Source organism: Paenibacillus sp. FSL R5-0810 (assembly GCF_038002285.1).
Classification (GTDB): domain Bacteria; phylum Bacillota; class Bacilli; order Paenibacillales; family Paenibacillaceae; genus Paenibacillus_AQ; species Paenibacillus_AQ lactis.
Genome location: NZ_JBBOCF010000001.1, coordinates 3,837,866 through 3,862,531 on the forward strand (window position 1 = coordinate 3,837,866; position 24,666 = coordinate 3,862,531).

Below are 24,666 nucleotides of genomic sequence, written 5' to 3' on the forward strand. Positions count from 1 at the left end.
CATCATGAGCAAGCACCGCATCCTCCGTGGAGGAAAGGCCGGCATTTCATTCATGCTGGAGCGAAGAACCGTCTGGGTATCCCTCATCCTGCTTGCCGTATGCTTCATCGTCATTGTGGTTAGCACGGGCATGGGAAGCCAGCCCATATCGCCGCTGAACGTCATCAAAGCGCTGGCGGGCAAAGCCCCGCCGATGGAGCAGGTCATCGTCATGAAGCTCCGGCTGCCGCGGGTGATCATCGCCGTGCTGATCGGAGCGGCACTGGCCGTAGCCGGCGCCATCCTGCAGGGCGTGATTCGCAATCCGCTCGCCTCCCCTGACGTGATCGGCATGACGGAAGGCGCATCGCTCGGCGCGGTGCTGTTCATCTTCCTGTTCACCGGAACCGTATCGATTCACTGGATGCCGCTGTTCGCAATCCTCGGCGCCTTCCTCATTACCGGGCTGCTGTACGTGCTGGCCTGGAAAGGGGGCGTATCGCCGCTTCGTCTCGTGCTGATCGGCATCGGGGTGTCTGCGGCGGTCAAATCGATCTCGTATATGCTGATCATCTCCGGCCCGCTCCAGCTGGCCGATCGCTCTCTTACTTTTATGGCAGGCAGCATATATGGAATGTCCTGGGATAAGGACGTTATGACGCTGCTGCCATGGGTAGCGGTCCTTCTGCCGGTGACCTGGCTGCAGGCCCGCAATGTGAACATCCAGGCACTCGGGGACGATGTTGCCAGCAGCGCGGGCGCCCATGTGCAGAAGCAGCGCCTGCTGCTGATCGGCTTAAGCGTGGCGCTTGCCGGGGCGGCTGTCTCCATCGGAGGCGCGATCGCCTTCATCGGCTTGATGGCCCCGCATATGGCCCGCAGGCTGGTCGGACCTTCCTTCGGCAGCCTGCTGCCGGTAAGCGCCCTGATCGGCGCGATCGTGCTGCTTGCCGCCGATCTGGTGGCGCGGACGGCGTTTCTGCCGCGCGACGTTCCGGCCGGCGTATTCACCGCCGCCATCGGGGCGCCGTTCTTCCTCTATTTGCTGTACCGCAATCGGAATCGGTTTTAATATAAAAAAAAGGAGCTGACATGATGAGTGCACTCGAAGCGAAAGGATTGAGCCTCTCCTATGGGGGCGACTACATCTTTGAAAATTTGGATTTGACCGTGCCCGTAGGTAAAATCACCGTGTTCATCGGCAGCAACGGATGCGGCAAATCGACGCTGCTGCGCTCCATGGCCCGGCTGCTGAAGCCGCAGCGCGGCGCGGTCGTGCTCGACGGCGCCGACATTGCCGGCATGTCGACCAAGGATGTGGCCCGCAAGCTGGCCATCTTGCCCCAGGGTCCGACGGCACCGGAAGGGCTGACCGTCCTGCAGCTCGTCAAGCAGGGACGCTACCCTTACCAGAGCTGGCTTCGCCAATGGTCGCCTGAAGACGAGAAGGCCGTCATGGCAGCTCTTGAGTCGACCGGACTTACGGGCCTTGCCGATCGAACGGTGGATTCGCTATCCGGCGGGCAGCGTCAGCGGGCCTGGATCGCGATGACGCTTGCGCAGGAGACGCCGCTGATTCTGCTGGATGAGCCTACGACGTATTTGGACCTGACGCACCAGATCGAGGTGCTTGATCTGTTGTACGAACTGAACGTGCAGGAACAACGAACCATTGTCATGGTGCTGCATGACATCAATCTGGCCTGCCGTTACGCCGATCATATTGTCGCCATCCGGGACGGCAGCATCAAGGCGATGGGAAGACCGGAGGATATTATCTGCTCCGAGCTGATGCAGACGGTGTTCCAGCTGCCGTGCGAGATTATTCCCGACCCGCTGTACGGGACGCCGATGTGCGTTCCGCATGGAAAGGGCCTTCGCCGGACGCAAACCGCCTCGTCTGCTCCAGAGGAGACGGAACGGCTCCGAGAGCTGACAACCGCATAGCAACCGAAATGCACGGGGCTGTATTCCTCACCGAAGTCGTGAAGGTGAAGGGAAACAGCCCTTCTGTATGGAATTATCTGTATGGAATATCCGACACAAACCAGTTCAACAAACAGCAAGGTGGCGTATATGTTGAAAGAACCTATAATTACGCCGGCTCGAATGCTCGGCTCTAGCTTAGCTGCAGGCAGCCTTCTGGGGATATACCTTAAATTTATCGAGCATTTCACTTCATTCAACGTGTATACGCTGCTTCTGAACGTCGATTATATCCCCGGCCTAAATCGTCTGGAGCTGCCGGAATGGGTGGAGTTTCTGCTCCATCTTGCGATTTCCGTCCTGCTTAGCGCTGTGCTGGCTCAGATTCTGCGCATGCAGCTTTTGCCGCCTGCACGAGCCTTCACCTTTGTCGCAGCCGCCTGCACCGGTGTGGGCGTTCTGCTCTACCCGACAACAGCATTATCCGATCGGACGCCGGAGCTTACCGATCCGGTCTCTTTCCTGCTGTGGCTGTCCGGCCACTTGCTGTATGGGGTTGTATTGGGGAGGCTATTGGCGGGTGCACGGGCACGCACGCGCTTGGAGTAAACAACGCGAATAAGCCGCCCCGAACCGGGACGGCTTCTCTATATTTCCGTAAGACTGCTTAACGCCCTACAGACAAATCCTGATCCTCATGGCTTTCTTCTGCATCCTCGGAATCCAACTGGTCACCGGAGGCCGCTATGCCATCCATAAAATCTTGAATCTGTCCGCTATTGCGGGTCAGGGTTGCTACGGCAACCTCATGCTTCTTCGCAATGTCGGACTTCGTCACGGAGATGTTAAGCAGTGAAGTCGCAATATATTCTAATGCACTGGCGTATCCGCCTGGCTTGCGGTACTTCGGATTGGCTTCCCTGGAGAAGTTATTCCAGACGATCAGCAGGCTGAACACTTGAAACAGCTGCTCCTCGCTCTTAAGCTCGTAATCCCGGCAAATCTGCGGAAATAACGACTCGGCGAGCTCACGGTGCTCGTCCGCATTCCAGTCCATCCAATCCAGCTTATCGTGAATCATCTGGCGCAGCTGGTCAGCCTTTTGCTGTGGTACGGATGCAGCTCTGGTACCAGGGAACGGAATGACCTTACCTTGGATCGTGCGTTGATCCTTCTCAAGACAACATCTTTTGTACTTATTCCCGCTTCCGCAGTGACATAGATCGTTTCTTCCTAGCTTTTTCATTTCCTAGCTCCTATTTAGATGATTTCTTCTATTATACATGGAAAAGCTCGAAAAGCGCACCTCTACCTGTAAAATGCTCATGCATGCTTCCCGTTCCTCCCCTGATTCATCTCCTAAAGGGATAGTCCTTTACGCTCAGAGACGAATGGCCGGGGCGAATAGCAAAAAAAACGCGGGTTGCTTCGTGGAAAGCCGCGCTCTATTTTATTATTCTATAATATTTCATTTTATGCAAGTAAGAAGTAACAAATTTGTAAAAACTTATCCCTTCCCATGATTTACATACTTCATTTCGGAGCAAGCAGCCTTGGTTATGTAAGAAAACCGAAGCCAGCCCCCGTGATGGAGACAGCTTCGGCTTGATCTAATTAATAACCGAGCGCGGTTTTCGCTTCCTTCCACTTCGCGTTCAGCTTGTCGAACGCTGCCTGCAGATCCTCGGCTACGACATATTCCTGTACATAGTCGCCGGTTCCGATGCCGATCTGGGCTTTATTCGCAATCTCGTTAAACTTCGGATCGGTCGCCTCACTCTCGATGAGGGTCGGATTGAACGACTGGAATTCAGCCAGCTGCGGAATGGTGGACTCGGCCGTCTTGATAATCGGCATAAAGCCCGAATCTTCCACGTAGCCGGATTCTTTCACGAAAAATTCCACCCACGCGGTTGCCAGCTCCTTGTTCTCGCTGTCCTTGCTGACTGCAACGAAGTAGTCCGAGCCAAGCGGTGCGTTATACTTGCCGCTGTTGTCGTAAGGGAGCGGGAAGAACCCGATGTCCTCTGAAGCGGCGCCTGCGCCGATCACCTGGGGAATGACCCAGTTGCCAAGGAAATACATCCCGGCTTTGCCGGCAGCCATTTCCCCTTTCGAAATCTCCCAGTTATTCGTGTACAGATCCTTCTCTACCCACTCCTTCTGCACGAAGGTACGTGCAATCTGGGCCAGCGTGCCCCATGCATTATCAACCTGGAACGGAGCCTCTTCCGATACCAGCTTCGAGTGATATTGCGGATCGCCTGCCACATACCATGCCGAGTTATCGGCCCAGTTGCCCATCGTCCACTGAGCGCCGAAGTTCATGTAGAGCGGAATGATATCGGCTGCCTTCAGCTTCTCGGCCGCGGCATAGAGCTCATCCAGCGTCCCGGGAACCTTGTCGATCCCGGCAGCCTCGAACGCTTTTTTGTTATACACGATCCCTTGCGTATTCACGCCGGTCGAAATCCCGTAACGCTTGCCTTCGAACAGCGTGTTGTCCGCGAAATACACGTTCTCGAACATCGCATCCGGCAGCGGCTCAAAATATTTCGGATACTCCGAGGTTGCAAGGCCGGTCGGAATCATGAGCACGTCACCGGCTTCTCCGGTCGTCAAACGTACCTGGATATCCTGGGCGTAGTTCGTCAAGCCTTCGAATTCGATTTCGGCCTTCGGATACTTGGCTTTAAAAGCCTCCTCATACTTATCGAGCGTTCCGTCGTTCACAAGATCCGTACGGTGCGTCAGCACCTTTAGCTTGCCGCCAAGCTCGGTCGCTCCCTCCGTGCCGGCCGTTTCGCTGCCCGTGCTCGCACCAGGCGTCGTGCCCGCATCATTCGCTTTGTTGCCTCCGCAGGCGGCCAATATGGATGATACGGTAAATAACAGAAGCAGCAGCATTGTCAGTCTGTTCTTCATTTGTCTCTTCCCCCTGTACTTTGTAATGATCCGGCGTCTCCCAAAAAGGGAATGCCGATATTGTTATCGCTTACAACTCAAATATTAATAGCTAACAAGAACAAAACAAATGAAGTACATTTGTTTTTATTGTCATAAATTATGCTAACCTATGATTATTTTGTTAGGTGGGGATTCTATCGATCCTACCGACTCCCGACAGCGTGCCTCTTCCCAAGCAAATACCGCACCGCATGCGCCAGAAGCTGCATGCGATGCGGTTCACTTCACAAAGCAATAAACCTATTTAAACTTGCGTGTTATCGAGCATCGGAACTCTCACCGGCTTCCAATGCCAGGGAGCCGCTTGCGTAGAAGCGCCGCACCGTTCCGGCCGCGCGTTTGCCGTACATGCAATAATCGTCGTTCTCCGAAGCCTCCTGCGCGTCGTACAGCCGGGCCGGCCAGTCCCACAGCATATATCCCTGCATCCAGTCCCGCTGTGCGCATGCAGCGAACATCGCTTCATAGTACCGCTCCTGCTCCGCTTCGGACGGCCCGCCCGGCAGCGACCAGTCATTCGGCCGGGCCGCGGAGCCTTCGCGGCTCGGGCATCCGGCTTCCATGAAGAAGAAAGGCTTGTTCCACTTTTTGACCGTGTCTTCGATTCGGTCCAGCTGCGCTTCCCATTGATCGATCGGATAATAGCCGCTCGACGAGATGATATCGACCGCGTCCCACCAGGTCAGGCGATCCTCCTGGTACTTATCGCAATTATAGGTAATCAAGCCTCCATATACCGACCGGACATCCGCAATCAGGCTCCGCCATTCGGCCTCGCGCTTATCGGCCTGTACCATCTCGCAGCCGATGCACAGCATTTCGCAGCCCTCTTCTTCGGCGATCATAGCATAGTGGCGGATGAACTCCCCGTAGGAACGGAACCATTCCGCCCAGCTTGGCTCGCCAGGCACCTCTTCATCGAAGAAGCTGATATGCGCCCGCCATGTGCCGTTGCCAACGTTGACGACCGGCTTCAGGCACACCTTCAGGCCAAGCTGCTTCGCCTTGCGGATTGCCCATCGGACCTCGTCATCCGTTACCGTCGGCTCCTCGCGAAACGGAATCTCCGTCGACTGCGGCGTTGCTTGCACGGCGGAAAGCGCGAGTGCTGTCCAGTTCACGTTCATCTCCGCCATTCGCTCCATGGAGAACTCCGCTTCAGGCCCGCTCCAGGTGCCCCGGACGCCGGTCCACCCCCATGTCATGCCGTTGACATACTCCGGCCATATCTTGTTTGTATTCATATTGGCACTCTCCCTCTCCGTTATGTCGTTTTTTATCTCTTTTTTAGGCTCGGCAAACCGGGGCGTCGAACTCTAGTGCGTTCATCCGTCACACCGGCTCGTCGAACCCTATGCATCCATCCGTCACATCGGGCCCGCCGAACCCTTTTTGATCCGTCACCGTCAGCGTCCCCCTAATTACTTGACCGCCCCGTTCGTCACGCCTGCAAAAATATACCGCTGCATGAACAAGAAGAGCACCACCGTCGGAATAAAGATAATCAGAATACCCGCTGAAATGACGTTCAGCTGCGCCGCGTTCGGACCGATGAAGGAATAAATCGCGGTGGATACCACCTTCAGATCCTGCTTCGGCATGTACAGATACGGCGTGTAGAAATCGTTATATATCGAAATGCTCTTCAGAATGATCAGCGTTGCCGTAGCCGGCGCAAGCAGCGGGAAGATGATGGAGCGATAGATTTTGAACAGGGATGCTCCCTCGATCATGGCACTCTCGTCAAGATCTTTAGGAATGCTGTTGACGAATTGGAGATAAATGACGATCTGGAGCACGTCCGCGCCCAAATAGAGCAGAATCGGCGCAAGCATCGTATTGTAGGCGCCCAGGCTTTGGATCACGCTGAACGTTGCGACCTGAGTCGTGACCATCGGGATAACCTGGGCTACAAGGTACATGCCCATGATCGCCTTTTTCAGCTTGAAATCAAAGCGTCCCACCGCATAGGCAACCATTGTCCCGAGCACGATGTTTCCCGCCACGGAAATGGCCAGAATAATCAGGATATTGCGGAAGCCGAGGCCCAGATCGCCAATGTCGATCACCCGCTTGAAGTTTTCCAGGTTGAAGAAATTGTCCGGCAGCGCAAGACCCGATTGATAATACTCCACCTGGGTCTTGAAGGCTCCCACCGCGATCGAGTAGATCGGGAAGAAGACAACGAACAGCGCAACCGCCAGCGTAAAATAATTAAAAATCGTCATTGCGATGGATCGTTCCCGCTTCATTCGCTTCTCCCCTCCCTAAACAACAGCTTCCGCTGAATGACGATAAACAGCAGCACCATGATGAGCAGCACGACCGCCATGGCCGAAGCCAGGCCAAAGTTCTGGTACTTAAACGCCGTATTCACCGTATGGATGACAAAGGTTGACGTATCGTTTGCGCCTAGCATCATGACAAACGGAATATCGAATGCCTCAAGCGCGCCCGTCAGGGTCAGGATGAGCATCAGCTCCAGTACGCCGCGGATGCTTGGCAGCGTAATATAGCGGAACTTCTGCCAGCCCGACGCGCCATCGATGGAAGCGGCCTCATAAAGATCGCCGGGGATGGACTGGAGCGCACCGATGAAGATCACCATGTTCAGCCCCATGTATTTCCACATGGAGATGAATGCCAGCGCGAAATTCACGATCCGCTTGTCGCCGAGCCAGCTCTGCTGCCAAGAATCCAGCCCGAGCGCGCCAAGGAGCGTGTTCAGCGAGCCGTATTCCATGTGGTACACGTTCTTGAACATGATCACCGTCGCGACGCTGTGCAGAACATACGGCAGAAACAGAGCTACGCGAAAGCCGTTTCTCCCCTTCAGCTTCCCGGTCAGAATGACCGCGAAATACAGGGCAAAGACGACCTGCACCAGGCCGCCGCCCAAATAGTACAGATTGTTCTTCAACGTACTGAACACTTCAGGCTTCGTAAATATTTCCACATAATTATCCAGTCCGATGAAATTCATATCCCAGCCGAGGCCGGTCCAATCCGTCAAGCTGTAATACAGCAGGGAAATCGCCGGATAATACGAGAAGGTCAGAGACAGGACAACAGGAATGGTGAGGAACCCGAACAGAATAAGATAGCGCTGTGTTTTATAACTGAAATTGAACAAGCTCCCTTCCTCGCTTTCTGCTTGAAGTGGTACCGATTTCATAATTATAAAAGACAGCATGCTGAAAAATAATAGATTCGGTTTCGTTTTATTGTCCTCATTTTAGATAACAATCACCTAACAAAGTCCCGGTATTCCTTCGGCGTTTTTCCCGTCATCTTCTTGAACACCTTCGTAAAATAAGCCGGGTCGGGGTACCCTACCCGTTCGCCGACCTTATACGTCTTCAGGCCGCGATCCTCTTTCAGCAGCCGCTTCGCCAGCGCGATCCGCTCGCTGATGATATAGTCCGTAATCGTCTCTCCCGTCTCGGTCTTGAACAGCTTGCTTAAATAGCTCGGCGTTAAGTAAACGAGATCGGCCAAATGCTGAAGCTCGAGCTCCTCGGTAAAATGCTGCTGGATATAAGCTTTGACCGTTTCAACGGCCCGGTGCTCAGTCTTCACCTGCTCCAGCAGACCTGCTAGCTTCTCTACCGCGGCCTTCAGCGCTGCGGCAAATGCACGCCAATCCTCGAATCGCCCCGGATCATGGGGCCATTCGACCTCATCCTTGGGAATCCCGCGGTGCTCCAGCTCCTCCGAGCCATGGGCCGCGATCGCTGCGCACGCTTCTTTAAGCTCCGCCCACCCGGGTGCCAACGGTGCAACCTCATCCAGCCAGGCGCCGGCCAAATCCGGCAGTCGGGCATAATCGCCCCCGTGCAGAGCCGGAAACAGCTGCTTGTCCAGCAGCCGCACCAGGCGGTAGCGCTCCTCCGGCTGCCTCCGCGCCCCTTGCCCGTCCCCCTGGGCTCCGCATACCCGCCGTTCTCGGCTGTACCACGCCTGCTCCAGCGAGCGCAGCGCTTCCTCGTAGGCCTGCGGTAGCCACTGGCTGCCGGAGAACACGCCGCTGATGCCCGCTTTGGCTGCGGTTCCGGCAGGCAGCTGCTGCAGCAGCATCACCGAGCGTTCCCTGGCTATGCCGGCATGCTCGATGGGCCTCACCGGCAGGATCACGGCCCTTCGGCCGTCGATGCAGCCCACGATTCTGCGCTCCTCCCCCCACTCGGCGGTGAGATGCTCCAGTCCGGCGGGCGTCACCTCCGAGGAAGTCTGAAGCAGCAGTATGGCATAATAACCCCGGAACAAAGGCTGGCGGTCCAGTCTTGCGCACACCTCTTCGAAGAGATGCTCCGGCACCCTGTTCTCACCCGGACCCAGCAGGAAGCTCACCAGATCATCTGACTCGAGTCTTCGTTCGCTTCGCTCCTTCTGCACCATCTCAAGCACGTTCGCAAGCAGCTGATGCAGCTCCTTGATGTTGACCGGCTTCAGCAAATATTCCACGGCGCCCTGGCGCATGGCCGTCCGGGCGTACTCAAAATCGTTGTAGCCGCTCAGCACGGCGATTTTCGCGCCGCTCGCGAGCTCCCGCACGCGTGCCATCAGCTGTAGGCCGTCCATCTGCGGCATTTTGACATCGGTAATGACTAGGTCCGGCTGCAGCTCATGCATTCGGTCGAGCAGCTCCTGGCCGCTTGCGAACGTCCCGACGACACGGTAAGGCTCGCCCGCGTCCCGAATCAGCTTGCCCAGCCCCAGCCGAATTCGCTCCTCGTCATCCACCACAGCAATCGTAAGCATCCTCAACCAACTCCTGTTCTTAAATGCTGCTCTGTATCGTCACTTGGAATCGTAATCCGGACCGTCGTTCCGAGCCCCTCCTCGCTCTGAACGGCAAGCCCGTAAGCTCTGCCATATCGCAGCTGTAAGCGTTCATGAACGTTGCGCAGACCGATTCCCCGCCCTTCCGCTGCCTGCGGCTGCTCCTCCTCCAACGCTCGGCGCAGCCGCACTAGCGCTGCCGGCGGCATGCCCAGGCCGTCATCCGCTACGGTGAAGATATGATGATCCCCCTCGCGTTCATGGGTAATCGTCAGATGCAGGACGGCTTTCGTTTCATCGAAGCCATGATTCACGGCATTCTCAATGATGGGCTGGAACAGCAGCTTCATGACCCGGATGGAATGAACGGCTTCCTCTTCCGGCAGCGAGAGCACGAAACGATCTCCATATCGGTAATTCAGCAGCTCAATATAGGCTTTAATATGTGCCCACTCCTGCCTCGCTTCGACGATTTCGCTGCCGGCGTGAATGCTGTACCGCAGCTGCTGTCCCAGCAGCTGAACCATTTCTCCTACCTCGGCATCATCATGAAGCACGGCCGTCATCCGGATCGTCTCGAGCGTATTGTAAATAAAATGCGGGTTGATCTGGTGCTGCAGGCTCTCCAGCTGAGCTTCCTTCTTCCTCGCTTCCATCGCGTAGATATCGTCGATCAGCTGCTTGATCCGGGCCATCATGCGGTTGAAGGAAATCCCGATCAAACCCGCTTCATCCCGCCTGCGGACCGGAAATACGACATCCAGGTTGCCGGTCTGCACCTGCTTCATATGCTGGACAATGGATCTCAGCGGCCGCATCAGCGCATAGATAAGGACGAGCGAGATCATGAGCGCAAATCCGGTGACGCCTACGGCGGCGGCAATGGTGATCCGGCGGGTATCGAAGGCCTCCTTCATCAGCGGCTGCTCCGGTACCGTTATCAGGATCAGCCATCCCGTCTTCTCGGATTTCTTGTACACGACGAGCTGAGGCTCGCCCTCAATCGTCATGCGGAAGCTCCCCTCCCTTCCGGTAACCTGGGCCAGGGCCGCATGCTCGTTCATGCTGCGCGCCAAGTATTTTTTCTCGCTGTCGTAAATGACGGTTCCGTTATCATCCAAAATAAAGGTCTTTCCGCGGGTCGTATCCTCGAGGTCGGTCACGATATTCTCGATCACGCCGATGTTTGCATCGACCGCAATCGTCCCGATGGAGTGATATGACTTGTCGATGATGTCGCGGACGACCGTGAACATATACTGCTTGCTTCCGGCAGGAACCGCAATCTCCTGCGTGCTGACCAGCACGGGCCGGCCGTTCGCCGCGGTGGCGAGCTTTCTCCAGCCCTCGTAATACTGCTGCAGATTCGAGCGGCTGCCGCCGCTTTTGACCACGAAATACGGGTTGCCGTAAAGATCGAACAGATATACGTTGCTGGTACCTTCCTTGATATTGTTCATAAAATAAATGCTGCGCTCGACCTTCCGCGTAATCTGCAGCTTGACCTCGCTCTCGTTCGGGCGGTCCGCTGCCTTAGACGGGCCTCCCTCTTCGTAATACCGGTTCGACATGTCCAGCCCTGATTGAATTTCATTCAAATACGAAGGGATAATGGAAATCTTCATCATGTCATTCACGTAATCGTCCAGCTTGCCCATCATCTTGCTCGACAGCTGGGAGACATAGGCCACGGTATTCTTTTCGATCGAAGCCGTATAACGCTCCGCCGCAAAATACGTGATGAGCCCCATCGGCAGCATGATCAGAAATAAAAATACGACAGACAGCTTGCGGTCCAGCCGGCCGGCCGGCCGCTCTCTCCATAGCTGCGCAATACGGCGGAAGCCTGTCACATCAGTCAACCTTCCTTGCATAAGCTGTTGAATTCCGGATGACGAAGTCCCCGGCCAGCAGTATTTTCTCCAGCGGGCTGTCCGGCTGCTCCACGCGTCTTAGCAAGCTCTCCACCGCCCGCTGGCCGAGCGCCTCCTTATGCACATGGATCGTGCTTAACGACGGGGACGAGCTCGCCGCATCCTCGATGTTATCGAAGCCGGTAACCGAGCATTGCTCCGGTACCGCTACATCCATTCTTCCGAGTACGGTCATGACGCAAATGGCAATGGAGTCGTTCGCGCATACGAAGGCCGTCGGCAGCTCATCCATCCTCCCCAAAATTCCTTCCAGCGCCTCGGTCAACTCGGATCGGTTCTCGCCCTCAAGACGAAGCAGCTCCTCGTTCTGGCCGAGCGGTATCCCCTGCTCTTCCAGAATGGCCCGATATCCCTGATAGCGGTCCGCGAAGCTCCTCGAGAAGTGGATGTTGCCGACGAACTGCAGCTTCCGGTGGCCGCAGCCGATCAGGTAGCTGGCTGTCCTGCGGATACATTCCACATTATTCATGAACAGCGCATCCGACGGGATCAGCGGGTCTTCATGGTCAATGAGCACGAACGGAATGCCGAGGCTGCGGATCTCAAGCAGCAGCTGCGACGAGATGAAGCCCACGCCGATGATGCCCTTGACGCCGGCGGGATTGATGAGATTGGCGAAGCTGTCCTTGAACTGGTCGGTCACGATCACCATCCCCATATCTCTGCGCTCAAGCTCGCTCGTTATTCCGTCGATGATGCGCCCCCAATACATCGAGTCGCGGGTCTGATAGCGGACGTTCGGGACGAGCACGATGACGGTTTCGCGCGCAGCCGTCTGCCCGCCCGCCGCCTCGCTCTTCCGGCTTCCGTTTTTTGGCGCTTTATTCGCGAAATACCCGAGCTGCGTCGCCACGCTCACAATTCGCTCCCGCGTTTCCAGACTAACGCCGGGCTTTCCTGAAAGCGCTTTAGAAACCGCGAACTTCGAAAGGCCGAGATGATCGGCAATTTGCTGCATCGTTACTTTGCCTGCCATGTGAACAGCACATCCTTTTTCTATCATCATTATGTTAGTTTGTTGTTATCATAACATCATAATAATCAGGAAAACAATCGTGATTTTTATCTTTTGCCTTGCGGTAGAGAACTTGCGGTAGTGAATGTGAGGTCGAGCTTGACGCCAGTGGACATGCGGTGGGGCTACGGTGGAAGGACCTGTGGTTAAGCTGTGGAGGAGATGTGTAGGACTCGAGGCTGAGCCTATAGTTGAGGAGTTTCAATGGTGCTCACAGTGAAGGACTTGCGATGAAGCTTAAAGCGGAGAATCTGCGGTGGGGCTTACAATGGAGGGTCTGCAGTGAACATGAGTGTGGAGCTCACAATGGAGGTATTGCGATCGAGCTTACTGCTGAGGACTTGCGATTGAGCCTACAGTGAAGTTTTTGTAGCGGAGCTAAGCAAAATAAAAACGGCGCAGGAATGACTCCCGTGCCGTCTTGTTTCCCGCCGCTATTCGGCGGTAAATGATTGAACGAATCGGCCATTACCAGCCGGATGCTTGGTATTACCGGCTCGTCGCTTGCCGAATAACCGGCAGCAGACCGTCTGCGATCCGCTGAAAGCCCAGATCCGTCGGATGAACGCCGTCCACCATCGCCTCGCCCGGATCGTCGCCGAGCAGATCCGACCCGTCCACGAACACAATATGCCGGTCCCCGGCCTTATTCCGCTCCGCGACAAGCTCCGACTGGAACTTCAGCCTGGCGAGCCGCCCTTCCCGGATCTCCGGCTTGAAGGACTCCGCTCCATGCGGAATCCGCGATACGAGAATGATCGGCACATCCGGATGGGCTTCCCGGTACGTCTTGATGAAGCCCGGCAAGGTATGCCGGTATTCCTCGGTTCCTCCACAGTTCGCTTCATAATCGATAACGAAGCATGCCGGATCCGAAATCTGCGAGGCGAGCATTGCCAGCTCCGGCTCGCCTTTTCCGTTGCCGGAAAAGCCGAGGTTTATAAACTCCAGATGGATATGCCTGCTAAGGATATTCGGATAGGACATGCCGGGCCGTGACGCACACCCGCCCTGGGTGATGGAAGTGCCGTACAGGATCACCTTTTTGCTTGAATCATACGGTTCTGGTGCCCACACCTTCGCACCTGGTTCCAATCCGATCCATAGCTCTCGTACGCCCTGATATAGCGGCATGTTCAACATGAAGGAGCGCTCCTCGGCGTCCTCGCAGGTGAACAGGCTGCTCTCGTATTCTTCCTGACCGGGCTTGAAGCTTGCCGTTCCCGCGTGAATCCAATGCCCGGGGCCTCCGATATAGGCATCCATGCCGCACTCCCCGGTCGGCGGCATATGGTACATGCCGGAGCCTGACGTTAAGCGGACGCGAACCGATACGGTGCGCGAATCGGTTCGGAACCGGATCTGGCCTCCCGAGGTGCAGTTCGACAAAGCATCCACTTCCGGGCGGACCGGTACGTCCGGCACCGCCGGCAATCTCCGGTACAGGCGCTCGGCCTGAAACCAGCCGAATCCGGCTACGAGAAACGGGGCCTCCAGCGGGGAATGCCACTGCAGGCGGTCCGAGAGCGGGCTGCCGATGCTCATATTGCGGTCCAATTGATACAGAGGGCTGGATGTTAGCTTCTCGCTATCACTTCCCATGTTGTTTACCCCCTGTCCCAGGCGGTGACCAGCTCTTCTTTGCGTTCCTTCAGCAGCTCTTCCTTATCGTCCCGATAGAACAGATTATAGGTATCGAACGGGATCATCCGCCCGTCAGGATGGACGATGTGAACGCATGATTTTTTGACCGAGCGGACATCGAAGTTATGGGCATCGAGGAACTGCATGATAATGACGCGGAACACATTATCATAGGTAATTTGCTCCGGCACAGCCGCCAAAGGAAGGCAGCAAAGCAGGCTCTTCAAGGACAGCGCCGAGGACTGCGGGGAATGTCCGGTAGAGAGCAGCTCGAACATTTTGCCGCGAATGACCGGATCCTGCTCAAATACGATCGTATTGCTGTCGCCCTCAAGCAGAATGTTCGGATCGATCATGCCTGTCAGAGGCAGCACCTCCCCGCCCAGCTTGAGCGCATAGCCCATCGCCAGGCAATCCGGGTGGCAAGGCACCGGCAGAATGTCGGCCTCCTGGAACACTCCGGACTGATCGATGATCATCCTGCGCACTTCGCTAACCGTAAGCCGATCCGTCGACGGGTCATAGCCTTCCAGACGACCTGCCGCCTGAATCGGCTGAATCGTCACGCCTCGCACCGCCCGCTGCTTCATCCCATACTGGATAATGTCGCCGATCTCGCCGTCATTGAGCCCTTTCTTCAGCGTAACCACGAGCGTAGTGGAGATATTAAATTCATTTAAGCGATCGATGGCCTGCTGGCGGATACGTCTCAGATCGGCCCCTCTCAGCTCCTTCAATACATGGGCTTCAAAGCTGTCGAACTGCAAATAGATCTCGAATCCGGGCATATATTCCGACAACCGCCGGGCAAAATCGGCATCTTGAGCAATACGGATGCCGTTGGTGTTCACCATGATGTGTTTGATAGGACGGCTCTTGCACATATCCAGGATTTCGAAGAAATTCGGGTGCGTCGTCGGTTCCCCGCCGCTGATCTGCACGATATCCGGCTCGCCTTCGTTCTCGACGATCCGGTCGAGCATGAACTCGATCTGTTCAAGCGACCGGTAAGAGGTACGGTGCGGCGATGATTCCGCGAAGCAGATCGGACACTGCAGATTGCAGTGGTCCGTAATCTCGAGGAGGGTCAAGCAGCTGTGCTGCTCATGATCGGGGCATAGACCGCAGTCGTAGGGACAGCCGTAACGTATCGGCGTGTTCCACTTAAGCGGCATTTCGGAGGGCTTAATAAACTTCCGGGTCTGGTGATAGTAATCGACCTCCGTTGAGATCAGCACTTTCTCCGGGCCGTGAACAAGGCAGCGCTTGACCATATAGATCTTGCCGTTCTCCTCAATGATTTTGGCTTCGACTTTACGGTAACAGGTCGTGCAAATGCTATTCGTCAGTTCATGATACAGATAAGGCCGGTTCGGCATAATGTAACGCTCCTTTATCTTGATCAGCTTGGAAGATGGGACTCCGGGATCGATCGGCGAAGCTTGCTCTTGCCGCCGATGAGCCAGGCGTAGTAGATCAGGCCGGCAATGCAGGCCAGCTGGATATTGTTCAGCCCCAGGTAGGGGTGAGGCGTCGGCTTGATCCATTCGACCCCTAAACGGAACAGCAGGTACCCGGCCATGAACCATTGGAACATCCGGCCCGATACATAACCTTCACCGGGGGATTGGCTGCGGCTCTGACGGTACAGCGGGATAAGCAGCAGTGCCAGGACGATCAGAAAAACAATCTCATACAGCTGAGTCGGATGGCGAAGGACTCCATCGCCGAAATCCACGCCCGTCACCCAGGACGTCGCCGTGCCGTACGTATGGTCGTCCAGACCGGTCAGAAAGCAGCCGATCCGTCCCAGCCCCATGCCCAGGATAAGCGGGTATACGAAATCATCGCCGGTAGAATGCTTCCAGCCCACCCAGCGTTTCGTCAGCTCCACCCCGATTAGGCCCCCTAGGAGACCCCCAACAATCGTTTTCCCGCCCCACAGCAAATGGAGCTGGCTCAGCTGCTCCCACGTGGCGGCCGGATCCTCCAGCCAAAACAGCAGCTTGGACCCTATGGCCGCGCCCGCGATCGTCCCTGCCAAAATTTGCAGGCTCATCAGCTTGGACATGCCGCTGGGCCGCCGGGTCCACAAATAGACGCGAAAGCCGATAAAGTAGGCCAGTGCTTCAAACAGCACATGCGGATGAATCCGCCAGGAACCTAGGTATATATAAACGGGAAATTCCATCTGCCCACTCCTTGATTTACAAACTTAACGCATAAGATTCATTGCCTAATAGGAAAACAGCATGGCGCCGCAAATCGCAAGCAGCAGCACCGCCAATCCGCCGAGAATGGCAAGCAGGGACACAATGACGCTCCAAAACGCGCTCTTGGGCCGGGGCGGCGTATGCGGAGCATAGCCGATCTCGCCGCAGCGGTAGCGGCAGCAGCCGGTGTCCAGGTTATAGCAGTCCTTGCAGATCGGTTTCCCGCAGCGCCTGCATTGACCGATGGCCGGCGCTTCAGGATGGTTCATGCAGCGGTAAACGTCCATCCTTTCACCTCACTTGGAATTTCTATCCTTGTATTTTCTTATTGTAACCGCTGCCGGGTCGGTTGGCTACGGTTCGGTATCGGGAGCGTCTGCGAATGCGGACCGGACATAAGGAAAGCAAGCCCTTGGACCAGCATTCTAAAAAGGTCCGAGGGCTTGCCATCCGCTCTTTTCATTGTTATATATCAAAACGGATTCCATGCATGGAATGGAGTGCTAAGGTGCAAGCTGCGCGCTGTTTTTACTTTAAATCCTCCCACCGGGCCCACATCTCCTGCGGGTTCAGCTCGTACACGCCATTGTCCCGGTACATGAAGTGGTGCATGATGAATTCCCGGCGAATCGTCGCAAAGTCCTCATGGAATCCGGCGATGAACTCGTTGATCTCCTTCTCGCTGTACTTTCGTCCATTTTCCAGCATGGATACGATATGCGTCAGCACGATGAGCTTCTTCTTCAGCTGTGCCGGAATGCTCTTCAGCTTCCCGTCTTGTGTGAAGAAGTTCTTGATCACCGATTCCCGCAGCTGCTGATCCGCATCCGGAATGCGCTCGGCTGTATGCTCCGGGTTCACGCGCTGGTAGATTAAATTCTCCGTTGCCGACGCGCTGTTCTTAATGAAATAATGATTGAGCGAAAAATAAATCGTGTTCTTGTCCCGGCGCTCTTTAATGAGGCTCGCTTCCCGCAGCTTGGCGGCATGATGCGTAATCGTTGCCGGCGTAACGCCGAGCTTCTCCGCAAGGACCTGCCCGTTCAATTCCCCTTCGGCGAGCAGGATGAGGATTTTAATCCGCGTTGGATCCGCAAGTGCTTTGTGATAGTTGACCACTTTATCCAGTTGCATTGTCCGGGTCCCTCCAATCCGTTAGTTTAATCATCGTCTAATTTAATATTCATCTAATTAAATATTAAACCAACGGCAGGGAAAAGTAAACCAGCATGGGCACGACGTACGTACACCTCAGCTCGCTTACCATTGGTCTGCTGGAGGTCTACACCATCGGCAGCGTTATCCTGTCAAAATGAAAAGACCATCCCCTTGAATAAGGAATGGACTTTTTGATGGATGCCTCTTATTAGAAAGGCGGCTCACTCCCGCCATCCGGCGCCTTGCACCGACCCCCTCTAGATTACGGGAGCGTCCACCCTGGCCGGGTCGGCGTTCTGGCATCGCTTGCATACCTTCAGCGCCGTGCCGTCCGATTTGTTCGCGGTATAGAGCAGCTTGATGCGCTTCGTGCTGCATACCGGACATGTGCCGCGGCCCCGGGAAGGCGTGTTCCACAGGGCTCGGCCCCGTTTCGTTTTAGCCATGTTTCATATCTCCTTTAGTTTGATATCTCTCTCTTGTTTCAGCGAACCTGTACACGAGCAGCTCCCTTGATGCGTTTATCCCATGTTATGAGAATCCACATCCTTAGGGATACAAGCCGCTATGCATGTTCAACTCCATTATAGAGGCCAGCTTGATGCAAAATATAGGGAATAAACGCCTCTAAACCTTTTTTACATATATCGCTTCGAGGTTCGAGCTTCACCTAATCTTGATATCGAATGTATGCGGCAAGCTTCGGGGATATGGATATCCGGAATTTTGCTGTCCCGCTGTAAATCATGAACATGACAGGCGGGGATGCCTTTGCATCTCCATGATAAAAAACCGAGCGAAACGATGGTTTTCCCACGTCTCACTCGGTTCGTTGTTTCTATAAACCCGACCCGCCTTAATCTTCGTCGTCTTCTTCCTCGATCTTCAAGATTCTTCCTGACTTCGCGAGTACCTCGACTTCGAATAGCCTGTTCTCGGATGTCAGGATAAATACTTCGTATACCAACACGCCGTGCTCCAGCTCCATATCGACATGCACAATTCGCCCCGGAACGCGGGCCAGTGCTATTTCTTGGGCTTGCTGCATTGAAACTCTCTGCCTAGTCATGGGTCCCGGGACATGATAGTAATTTCCGTACATCGATCAATAACTCCCCTCATCATAAGATCCGCTCCTGTACCATATGAAAAAGGCCGGTTGTTGGTGCGTCTTCATCTACCGGATGTCATTTCATTTTCCCTCTACCTTGAGGACTCCTTGCAGCACGGCACGGTGAATTAGCGCCATGATCATGCCTTTCTCTGTACCCATAGCTTCCAGCTCCGCTTATGTGGTAAAGTACACGATGGTAGGATTTAGGACATTATCCGAGGGAGGGACCTAATGCGCAATCACGGAACTGATTTTTATGACAACGACGCTAACTTTGAGAAGTATATGCAGCGCCGGCAATGGCAGGAGAACGCTAACGATACCTTAGAGAAGCCCGTCATTATGGAGCTGCTCGGGGATATTTCGGATCGTCATATACTGGATCTGGGGTGCGGGGATGCGGGATTTGGCGTGGAATTGTTGAAAAAAGGTTGTGCAGCCTACGTGGGAATCGAGGGTTCCCGCAAAATGACGGATGCCTCTACGAGCAACCTAACGGCATACAACAACGGGACCGTTCTGCACATGAGGATGGAGGAATATACGTATCCGCGGGATACCTATAATGTGGTAATCTCCAGACTCGCCATTCATTATCTGCAACATATCGAGAGCGTCTTTCGAGGCATTCATCAGACCCTTAAGCCCGGCGGAAAATTCATCTTCTCCATTGAGCATCCGGTCATTACCTCTACCCTTCAGCCGTCCGGGATCAGAACGAATTGGGTCGTGGACAACTACTTCATCGAGGGGTACCGGGAGCAGCAGTGGCTTGGGGGAACGGTCCATAAATATCATCGCACGGTGGAGGATTATTTTATGGCACTTACGGGAGCAGGCTTTCGCGTAGCGTCTCTTCGCGAGTCGAGGCCGGTTCGGGAGCATTTCCTAACCGAGGAGACGTATGAACGCCGGCGGCGGATTCCGCTGTTTTTGTTCTTGGAGGGGGTTAAGAACGGGTAGGGCTTCATTGCGTTGATGACCACGAAAAGTCTGGCATTAGATGTTCAATCATGTGTTCCAATGAACGACTCAGGACTTCATTCGTCCTATGATAATCCGTGAAATAATAACGGCCGTTTCCTTGGTGATATTCCAGGAAACGGCCGCAATTCAATGCTGTTCAATTCATTCATTTCATATTTATTCATTTCAATGCAATACAATAAAATAAAATGCAATGCGATATAATACATTGCGATACATGTAGTACGATACATGCAATACGATACATAATACGGATACATGCAGCACGGTACATGCAATACGGCACAATGCAATGCAATGCAAAGCAACGTAATCCAATGTAATCCAATGTAATCCATGTAAGTCCGATGATACCAGTATACGCGTTAATCCTTGTACGGATCGAATTCATCTGCACCCGCCATGCAGACGCCGATCGGCTTCAGCACATGCAGTACCTCAATCGTCCCGGCGTGCGCATCCAGAACGTCCTGGAGCTTGCGGTACACAAACGGGCTTTCGTCCGTACCGGCGCCGCGCAGCTCCACGCCAAATTCCTTAACTGCCGACAGCATCTGTGCTGTCGAGATTTGTCCGCCGCTGCGGGTCCGGGTCTTCCAGTTCATTCGGCCGGCCGCCTGCGTCCGGCTCATGATGCGTCCTGCCCCATGTACGGTGCTGTAGCAAGCGTCCCGGTTTTCCTCCGAATCCTTGCCCCGAACGATCACGGATATATCACCCATGCTGCCGCCGATAAACCCGGTCTGCCCCGGTGCCGACGGCGTGGCTCCCTTCCGCACGACAATGGCTTCTCTCCCGTCATGCGTCTCCTTCCAAGCATAATTGTGATGATTATGCACCTCGAAGTCGGCTTCGGCCCCGAGCATCGACAGCACCTGCCCGATGACGTAATCCCGTCCGGCATAGGCGTAACGGCCCACAAGCTTCATCGCCCGATAATACATATCGCCAAGCTCGCTGTCCAGGTCGAACAGCACCGGCGGTTGGTCCATCGATTCCCCCGGGGCATTTGCCAGAAAATCGCGTCCGGCACTCAGATTGAGGAAGCCGCTCGCCGTTTTATGTCCAAAGCCCCGGCTGCCGAAGTGATTGGCGACCCACAGCCGTCCCGTCTCCTGCTCCTCAAACAGATCGACGAAATGGTTGCCGCTGCCGACCGTGCCAAGCTGGCTCCGGGCCAGCGCCAGCAGCTTGTCGTGCTCCTTCTTCCCGATCGAGCGGTACACGTCCCAGTCCGGATCATCAAACAGCTCATGATCGACCCGTGTGTTGTTGACGCGCCCGATCCCGAAGGAAATGCTGCGCGCGATGTCGTCCATTATGCGTCCCAGCACTGGCTTGATGTCCTTCGCATGCAGGTTCGTCCGTACCGCCTTGTTCCCGCAGGCAATATCGTAGCCTACGCCGGAGGGTGAGATCTGGCCGTCGTATACAACGACGCCTCCGATCGGCTGACTGTACCCTTTATGATGGTCGGCCATGAGCAAGGTCCGGATGACATTGCCGGTTTCGGCGCATCTGCGCGCTTGGGCCACCGCGCTTTCATCCGGCTTTCCCCACACCCGTACACCGTCGATGTTTTGATATCCCATTTTCCGTTCACTCCAGTTTCTTAAAAAATGAAAGCCTTCTGTACTAATGCTTCTCCCCAAGGTTACACGTATGATTGCTCGTTAAGCGTATTTTTCTAAGCGTTTTTTAGGGGCCGTCTCCTAAGAGTGACCTGAGGAGTTCTCTTCAAAAGTTCTCCTCATTCTCAAGAGTCCTCCTTAGGAGTTTTTTCCTTGGGAGTTCCTTGGGAGTTCCTTGGGAGGTTCCTTAGGAGTTCTTCCAAGGCGTTTTTCTTGGAGCCAGCCTCAAGCGTTCTTTTCATGACCCCACCTTAAGAGCTCCCATAAACAACTTACTTATGCTTCTCCCTGCGTTGCCTGTTTGTTTGAAATTCCAATCTCCTCCAAAAGGGAGCGAATGCGTTCCCGGACCGATTCATCCGGGTCAACCGCCAACACCTGAACCAGCACTTCGGACAGCCGTGCTTTCCAAGAAGCTACCGTCCATGCCTCCAGCGCGGTAAGCGCCATATGCCGGTTATTCACCACCGGGCTGTTTAGGCCGGCTGCGATCAGCTCAAGGCCGATCCCTTCATGACGGTCCAGGTTCTGAAGGATGCTGCTAAGGCACCGGTGTGCCGCAAATTCCTCGCCGAACCCCATCTCCTCGCCCGGGCCCGAGGCAATCTCCGCGAGCGGCAGCCGCTGCCCGGCGAAGTCGACAAGCTCCCGGATTCGCATGGAATCGTTGGATTTCATCAGCTCCAAATAGTGCGAATCTAGCAGCGGGTTCACCGTAAGCTGAGCAAATAGCTCCTGCCAGATATCAACGCCCAGCCTGCGGGCAGCGGACACCCCGTACCATTGCTCCGTGGGACTTCCGCTCTTGACCGCTCCCATGACGACTTCTTGCCACATCGGCTTCGATAGGATGCGTTCGCAAGTGCCGGCAGCGGCTTGTCTCCGCTCCTCGGTCCATCCCGCGGTTAACCGCTGCACCCAGCCTTCATCCGAAGCGTCCAGATATTCACGGAGCTTCAGAATGACCGTCAGATGCTTCGCCGTCCGCCCCTGCTCCTCCGCGAGCCGCACGTAGTCCGTTACAACCTGCGGGGCGAACTCGTAATCGTCGATATCCTCGGCGGGTCCGCCATGGAGCAGCGCCTGAATGATATCAGTCGCGCCTTCAAACAGCTCGTCATCGACGCGGCTTGCCGAGAGCGCTTCATGAAGCTCGCCGTTCCGTGCGCAAATGCAAGCCAGGTATTCATCCATGATGCTGTTTGGGCAGCCGTAACGAAGCAGCCACGCCCGAATTTCCGGTGTATCGGGCTGCAGCCGTTCGACTGTATGGATTTTTCCCCAGCCATGGACCGTCTGGGCCAATTCAAACAACACGTCATTGCTGTTTTCCATCCCGTTCGTGATCGCTACGGCGGCATACAGTGTAAATTCTTCATGCCTTCCCAGCGTCAGGAGCAGGTCCTTCGCCGCTTCGTTTCGGAACAACCCGAGCACGGCCATGCCGAATTTGACGACATTGCGGTGTGCCCCGCATTCCGCAAACCATTTAGCTTCGTAAAACAGCGGCTCCGGCTCGATGCCGGGAGCTTGCCGAATCTCCTCCAGCACGGCATCGATGCTGCCGCCGATATCCAGCTTCATCAGCTGTTCGTATACGGCCTTACGCTTCAACGCCCCAGGCTTTCTCGTCAGCTTTACCAGCAGGCGGATCAGCTCCCGGACATCCTCCGAAGCGCCGGCTGGTGCCGCATGGTGCCCAAGCGCGCCATCCAATCCTCCGGCCACCCAACGCATTCGGCTTCCCGCCCAGAATTCCTCATCATCCGGCAGGGAGCCGTCCACCGTGCCGCCCTGCTGCCGAATATGATCGTATATAGAGGTCCTCCCCTCCCAAGGCATCCGTTTCGCTTGATTAAACAAAATGACCATCGCACTCATCCTTCTCCCATCCTTCATATACTACCGACCGGAACAGATCGTCAAGCTTCGCATCGATGCCGACTTCGTCCCTTTCGGCCGTCCGCATGTCCTTCGCGATCCGCTCGTATTCGGCTAATTTGGTCTCAATATATTCATTGATCACGGCGATTTTAGGCTCATCTTTCATTTCATCCCCGGCGATTTTGCGGGCGAGCAGCTCCTGAACGGCCGTCTTCAGCCCGCTCCCTTCGGGAATCAATGCATCCGCCAACCGCTGGAACTCCATAGGCGGCATCGCGCCATGCTTCTCGATCCACTCGCAAGCCAGGATCGGACGAAGCACGTAGAAATATTTTTTGATCTTGACGGTATCGCCTTGGAGGTAGGTCCGGTAGTTCCCTCTGGCCATATGCAAGTAATGATGCATGCACGCTCTAGGCGAAAACATCTGCGACGCGTGCTCCCGGATTCGCGAAGCGGCCGAGTAGCATTCCAAATACCGGATTGGCGACTGCAGCCATTCGAGCAGCGGCGGGTTTGATTTGCGGAAGAGACGGAGCGCTTTTTTCAAATCCCACCCGTTGATGTCCAGCCTATCGCTGATCGGTCGTTCAATCACGTCCCGCTTGTCGAATATGGATAAGTACCACTCAACCGGCCGGATATATAGAAAACGCACGTCATAATCGCTGTCCCGGGAAGGAAAGCCCCACGCCCGGCTGCCCGACTCGCACGCATATAGAATCCGGACGCCCTCCTCCCGTTCAATGCGCTTCAGTTCTTCGAGGATCGTTTGCTTGATCTGCGACATGTTGAATTCCTCCTTTGGGGGTCTATTGGTGCGGTCGCATCACTTCGGATGCCGGAAGCGTCATCGTCCACTAAACGTGGGGCCGAAAACCAAAATTGGTGTCTGTCAGCACCCCGCATGCGGATCAATCCTTTGTTCGTCGCCTATCAGCACTCCGCATGCGGATCATGTCTCCAATCTCTGTTGTCCTCTAATTTTTGGAATGATCTTCACAGTTGTTAAAATTAGAGGACAAAGGAGAACGCTAGCGCTTTTCCGACCTGATTCCGCCTGCTCCGTTGAAGCAGGTTTTTGAGAGCTAACTCACGTAGTACAACTCACTCGTGCGCTGGCAGCGCTCGCTCGCGCTCCGAAGGCCCCTTTTAGGGACTTGCTCGCCACTGCCCGGCTCGTTCACGCTCCACAAGTCCCTTTTGAGGACTTGCTCGCCACTGCCCGGCTCGTTCACGCTCCACAAGTCCTTTTTAGGGACTTGCTCGCCACTGCCCGTCTCGTTTGCGCTCCGCAAGTCCCTTTACGGGACTTGTTTGCCTCGGCCGGGCTCGTTCGCGCTACACAAGTCCCTCTTTGGGACTTGTTTGCTCCGGCAGCGCTCGTTCGCGCTCCGCAAGTCCCTTTTCGGGACTTGTTTGCTCCTGGCGC

General features: G+C 55.2%; 22 protein-coding genes. 4 read left to right on the plus strand and 18 right to left on the minus strand.

The annotated features are described in order from the left end of the window. Nucleotides 1-4: 4 nt before the first annotated feature. The 3 genes from MKX76_RS17200 (at nucleotide 5) to MKX76_RS17210 (ending at nucleotide 2,514) form a co-directional block, all read left to right on the plus strand. The gene (locus MKX76_RS17200) at nucleotides 5-1,051 is read left to right on the plus strand and encodes a FecCD family ABC transporter permease (protein WP_341034288.1); all 1,047 of its coding nucleotides are present in this window, start codon (nucleotides 5-7) and stop codon (nucleotides 1,049-1,051) included. A gap of 23 nt (nucleotides 1,052-1,074) precedes the next feature. Then, complete coding sequence (locus MKX76_RS17205) at nucleotides 1,075-1,926, plus strand: ABC transporter ATP-binding protein (RefSeq protein ID WP_050954056.1); 852 nt, start codon at nucleotides 1,075-1,077, stop codon at nucleotides 1,924-1,926. A gap of 129 nt (nucleotides 1,927-2,055) precedes the next feature. After that, complete coding sequence (locus tag MKX76_RS17210; RefSeq protein ID WP_251536607.1) at nucleotides 2,056-2,514, plus strand: hypothetical protein; 459 nt, start codon at nucleotides 2,056-2,058, stop codon at nucleotides 2,512-2,514. A gap of 58 nt (nucleotides 2,515-2,572) precedes the next feature. Here MKX76_RS17210 and MKX76_RS17215 read toward each other — a convergent pair whose 3' ends face one another. The 15 genes from MKX76_RS17215 to MKX76_RS17285 all read right to left on the minus strand — a co-directional run bounded on the left by MKX76_RS17215 (nucleotide 2,573) and on the right by MKX76_RS17285 (nucleotide 18,720). Beyond that, on the minus strand, nucleotides 2,573-3,151 hold the full coding sequence (locus MKX76_RS17215; RefSeq protein ID WP_007131211.1) for an SEC-C metal-binding domain-containing protein: 579 nt from the start codon (nucleotides 3,149-3,151) through the stop codon (nucleotides 2,573-2,575). Between the two features lie 368 nt (nucleotides 3,152-3,519). Next, nucleotides 3,520-4,830 (minus strand): ABC transporter substrate-binding protein, encoded by a 1,311-nt coding sequence (locus MKX76_RS17220; RefSeq protein WP_210095372.1) that lies wholly within the window; start codon nucleotides 4,828-4,830, stop codon nucleotides 3,520-3,522. A gap of 299 nt (nucleotides 4,831-5,129) precedes the next feature. Continuing rightward, entirely contained in the window at nucleotides 5,130-6,116 is a 987-nt protein-coding gene (locus MKX76_RS17225; protein ID WP_341034290.1) for a glycoside hydrolase family 113, read from the minus strand. Nucleotides 6,117-6,293: 177 nt separating this feature from the next. Continuing rightward, entirely contained in the window at nucleotides 6,294-7,124 is an 831-nt protein-coding gene (locus MKX76_RS17230) for a carbohydrate ABC transporter permease (protein WP_007131208.1), read from the minus strand. After that, nucleotides 7,121-8,005 (minus strand): carbohydrate ABC transporter permease, encoded by an 885-nt coding sequence (locus MKX76_RS17235; RefSeq protein WP_028405439.1) that lies wholly within the window; start codon nucleotides 8,003-8,005, stop codon nucleotides 7,121-7,123. The genes MKX76_RS17230 and MKX76_RS17235 overlap by 4 nt, the downstream gene beginning before the upstream one ends. Before the next feature lie 113 nt (nucleotides 8,006-8,118). Continuing rightward, nucleotides 8,119-9,633, minus strand: coding sequence for a response regulator (locus MKX76_RS17240; protein ID WP_251536601.1), 1,515 nt, complete (start codon nucleotides 9,631-9,633; stop codon nucleotides 8,119-8,121). Between the two features lie 2 nt (nucleotides 9,634-9,635). Continuing rightward, the gene (locus MKX76_RS17245) at nucleotides 9,636-11,507 is read right to left on the minus strand and encodes a sensor histidine kinase (protein WP_244869172.1); all 1,872 of its coding nucleotides are present in this window, start codon (nucleotides 11,505-11,507) and stop codon (nucleotides 9,636-9,638) included. A gap of 1 nt (nucleotide 11,508) precedes the next feature. Continuing rightward, nucleotides 11,509-12,564 carry a LacI family DNA-binding transcriptional regulator gene (locus MKX76_RS17250; protein ID WP_028405442.1) on the minus strand — a complete coding sequence of 352 codons (1,056 nt, stop codon included), beginning with the start codon at nucleotides 12,562-12,564 and terminating at the stop codon, nucleotides 11,509-11,511. Between the two features lie 528 nt (nucleotides 12,565-13,092). After that, nucleotides 13,093-14,205, minus strand: a complete 1,113-nt coding sequence (locus MKX76_RS17255) for an SGNH/GDSL hydrolase family protein (protein ID WP_144868957.1) — start codon at nucleotides 14,203-14,205, stop codon at nucleotides 13,093-13,095. A 5-nt stretch (nucleotides 14,206-14,210) separates the two neighbouring features. Further along, nucleotides 14,211-15,626 (minus strand): radical SAM protein, encoded by a 1,416-nt coding sequence (locus tag MKX76_RS17260; protein ID WP_007131202.1) that lies wholly within the window; start codon nucleotides 15,624-15,626, stop codon nucleotides 14,211-14,213. Between the two features lie 23 nt (nucleotides 15,627-15,649). Continuing rightward, a complete protein-coding gene (locus MKX76_RS17265; RefSeq protein ID WP_007131201.1) occupies nucleotides 15,650-16,438 on the minus strand; it encodes a prolipoprotein diacylglyceryl transferase in 789 nt (262 codons plus the stop codon). Between the two features lie 45 nt (nucleotides 16,439-16,483). Continuing rightward, entirely contained in the window at nucleotides 16,484-16,747 is a 264-nt protein-coding gene (locus tag MKX76_RS17270; protein WP_028405444.1) for a B-box zinc finger protein, read from the minus strand. 241 nt (nucleotides 16,748-16,988) lie between these two features. After that, complete coding sequence (locus MKX76_RS17275; RefSeq protein ID WP_144868960.1) at nucleotides 16,989-17,594, minus strand: DUF2087 domain-containing protein; 606 nt, start codon at nucleotides 17,592-17,594, stop codon at nucleotides 16,989-16,991. 281 nt (nucleotides 17,595-17,875) lie between these two features. Next, nucleotides 17,876-18,064, minus strand: a complete 189-nt coding sequence (locus tag MKX76_RS17280) for a hypothetical protein (protein ID WP_144868963.1) — start codon at nucleotides 18,062-18,064, stop codon at nucleotides 17,876-17,878. Nucleotides 18,065-18,474: 410 nt separating this feature from the next. Beyond that, nucleotides 18,475-18,720: a PepSY domain-containing protein gene (locus tag MKX76_RS17285; protein ID WP_144868966.1), complete on the minus strand. Its 246-nt coding sequence runs from the start codon at nucleotides 18,718-18,720 to the stop codon at nucleotides 18,475-18,477. 243 nt (nucleotides 18,721-18,963) lie between these two features. On the opposite strand from MKX76_RS17285, the gene MKX76_RS17290 reads away from it, so the two are divergent. Continuing rightward, a complete protein-coding gene (locus MKX76_RS17290) occupies nucleotides 18,964-19,695 on the plus strand; it encodes a class I SAM-dependent DNA methyltransferase (protein WP_210095369.1) in 732 nt (243 codons plus the stop codon). A gap of 389 nt (nucleotides 19,696-20,084) precedes the next feature. On the opposite strand, the gene MKX76_RS17295 is transcribed toward MKX76_RS17290, so the two are convergent. The 3 genes from MKX76_RS17295 to MKX76_RS17305 form a co-directional block, all read right to left on the minus strand. Further along, the gene (locus tag MKX76_RS17295; RefSeq protein ID WP_210095368.1) at nucleotides 20,085-21,311 is read right to left on the minus strand and encodes an RtcB family protein; all 1,227 of its coding nucleotides are present in this window, start codon (nucleotides 21,309-21,311) and stop codon (nucleotides 20,085-20,087) included. A gap of 315 nt (nucleotides 21,312-21,626) precedes the next feature. Further along, nucleotides 21,627-23,231: a limonene hydroxylase gene (locus MKX76_RS17300; RefSeq protein WP_245256135.1), complete on the minus strand. Its 1,605-nt coding sequence runs from the start codon at nucleotides 23,229-23,231 to the stop codon at nucleotides 21,627-21,629. Further along, nucleotides 23,206-24,024 (minus strand): nucleotidyltransferase domain-containing protein, encoded by an 819-nt coding sequence (locus MKX76_RS17305; RefSeq protein ID WP_007131193.1) that lies wholly within the window; start codon nucleotides 24,022-24,024, stop codon nucleotides 23,206-23,208. The genes MKX76_RS17300 and MKX76_RS17305 overlap by 26 nt, the downstream gene beginning before the upstream one ends. Nucleotides 24,025-24,666 lie beyond the last annotated feature (642 nt).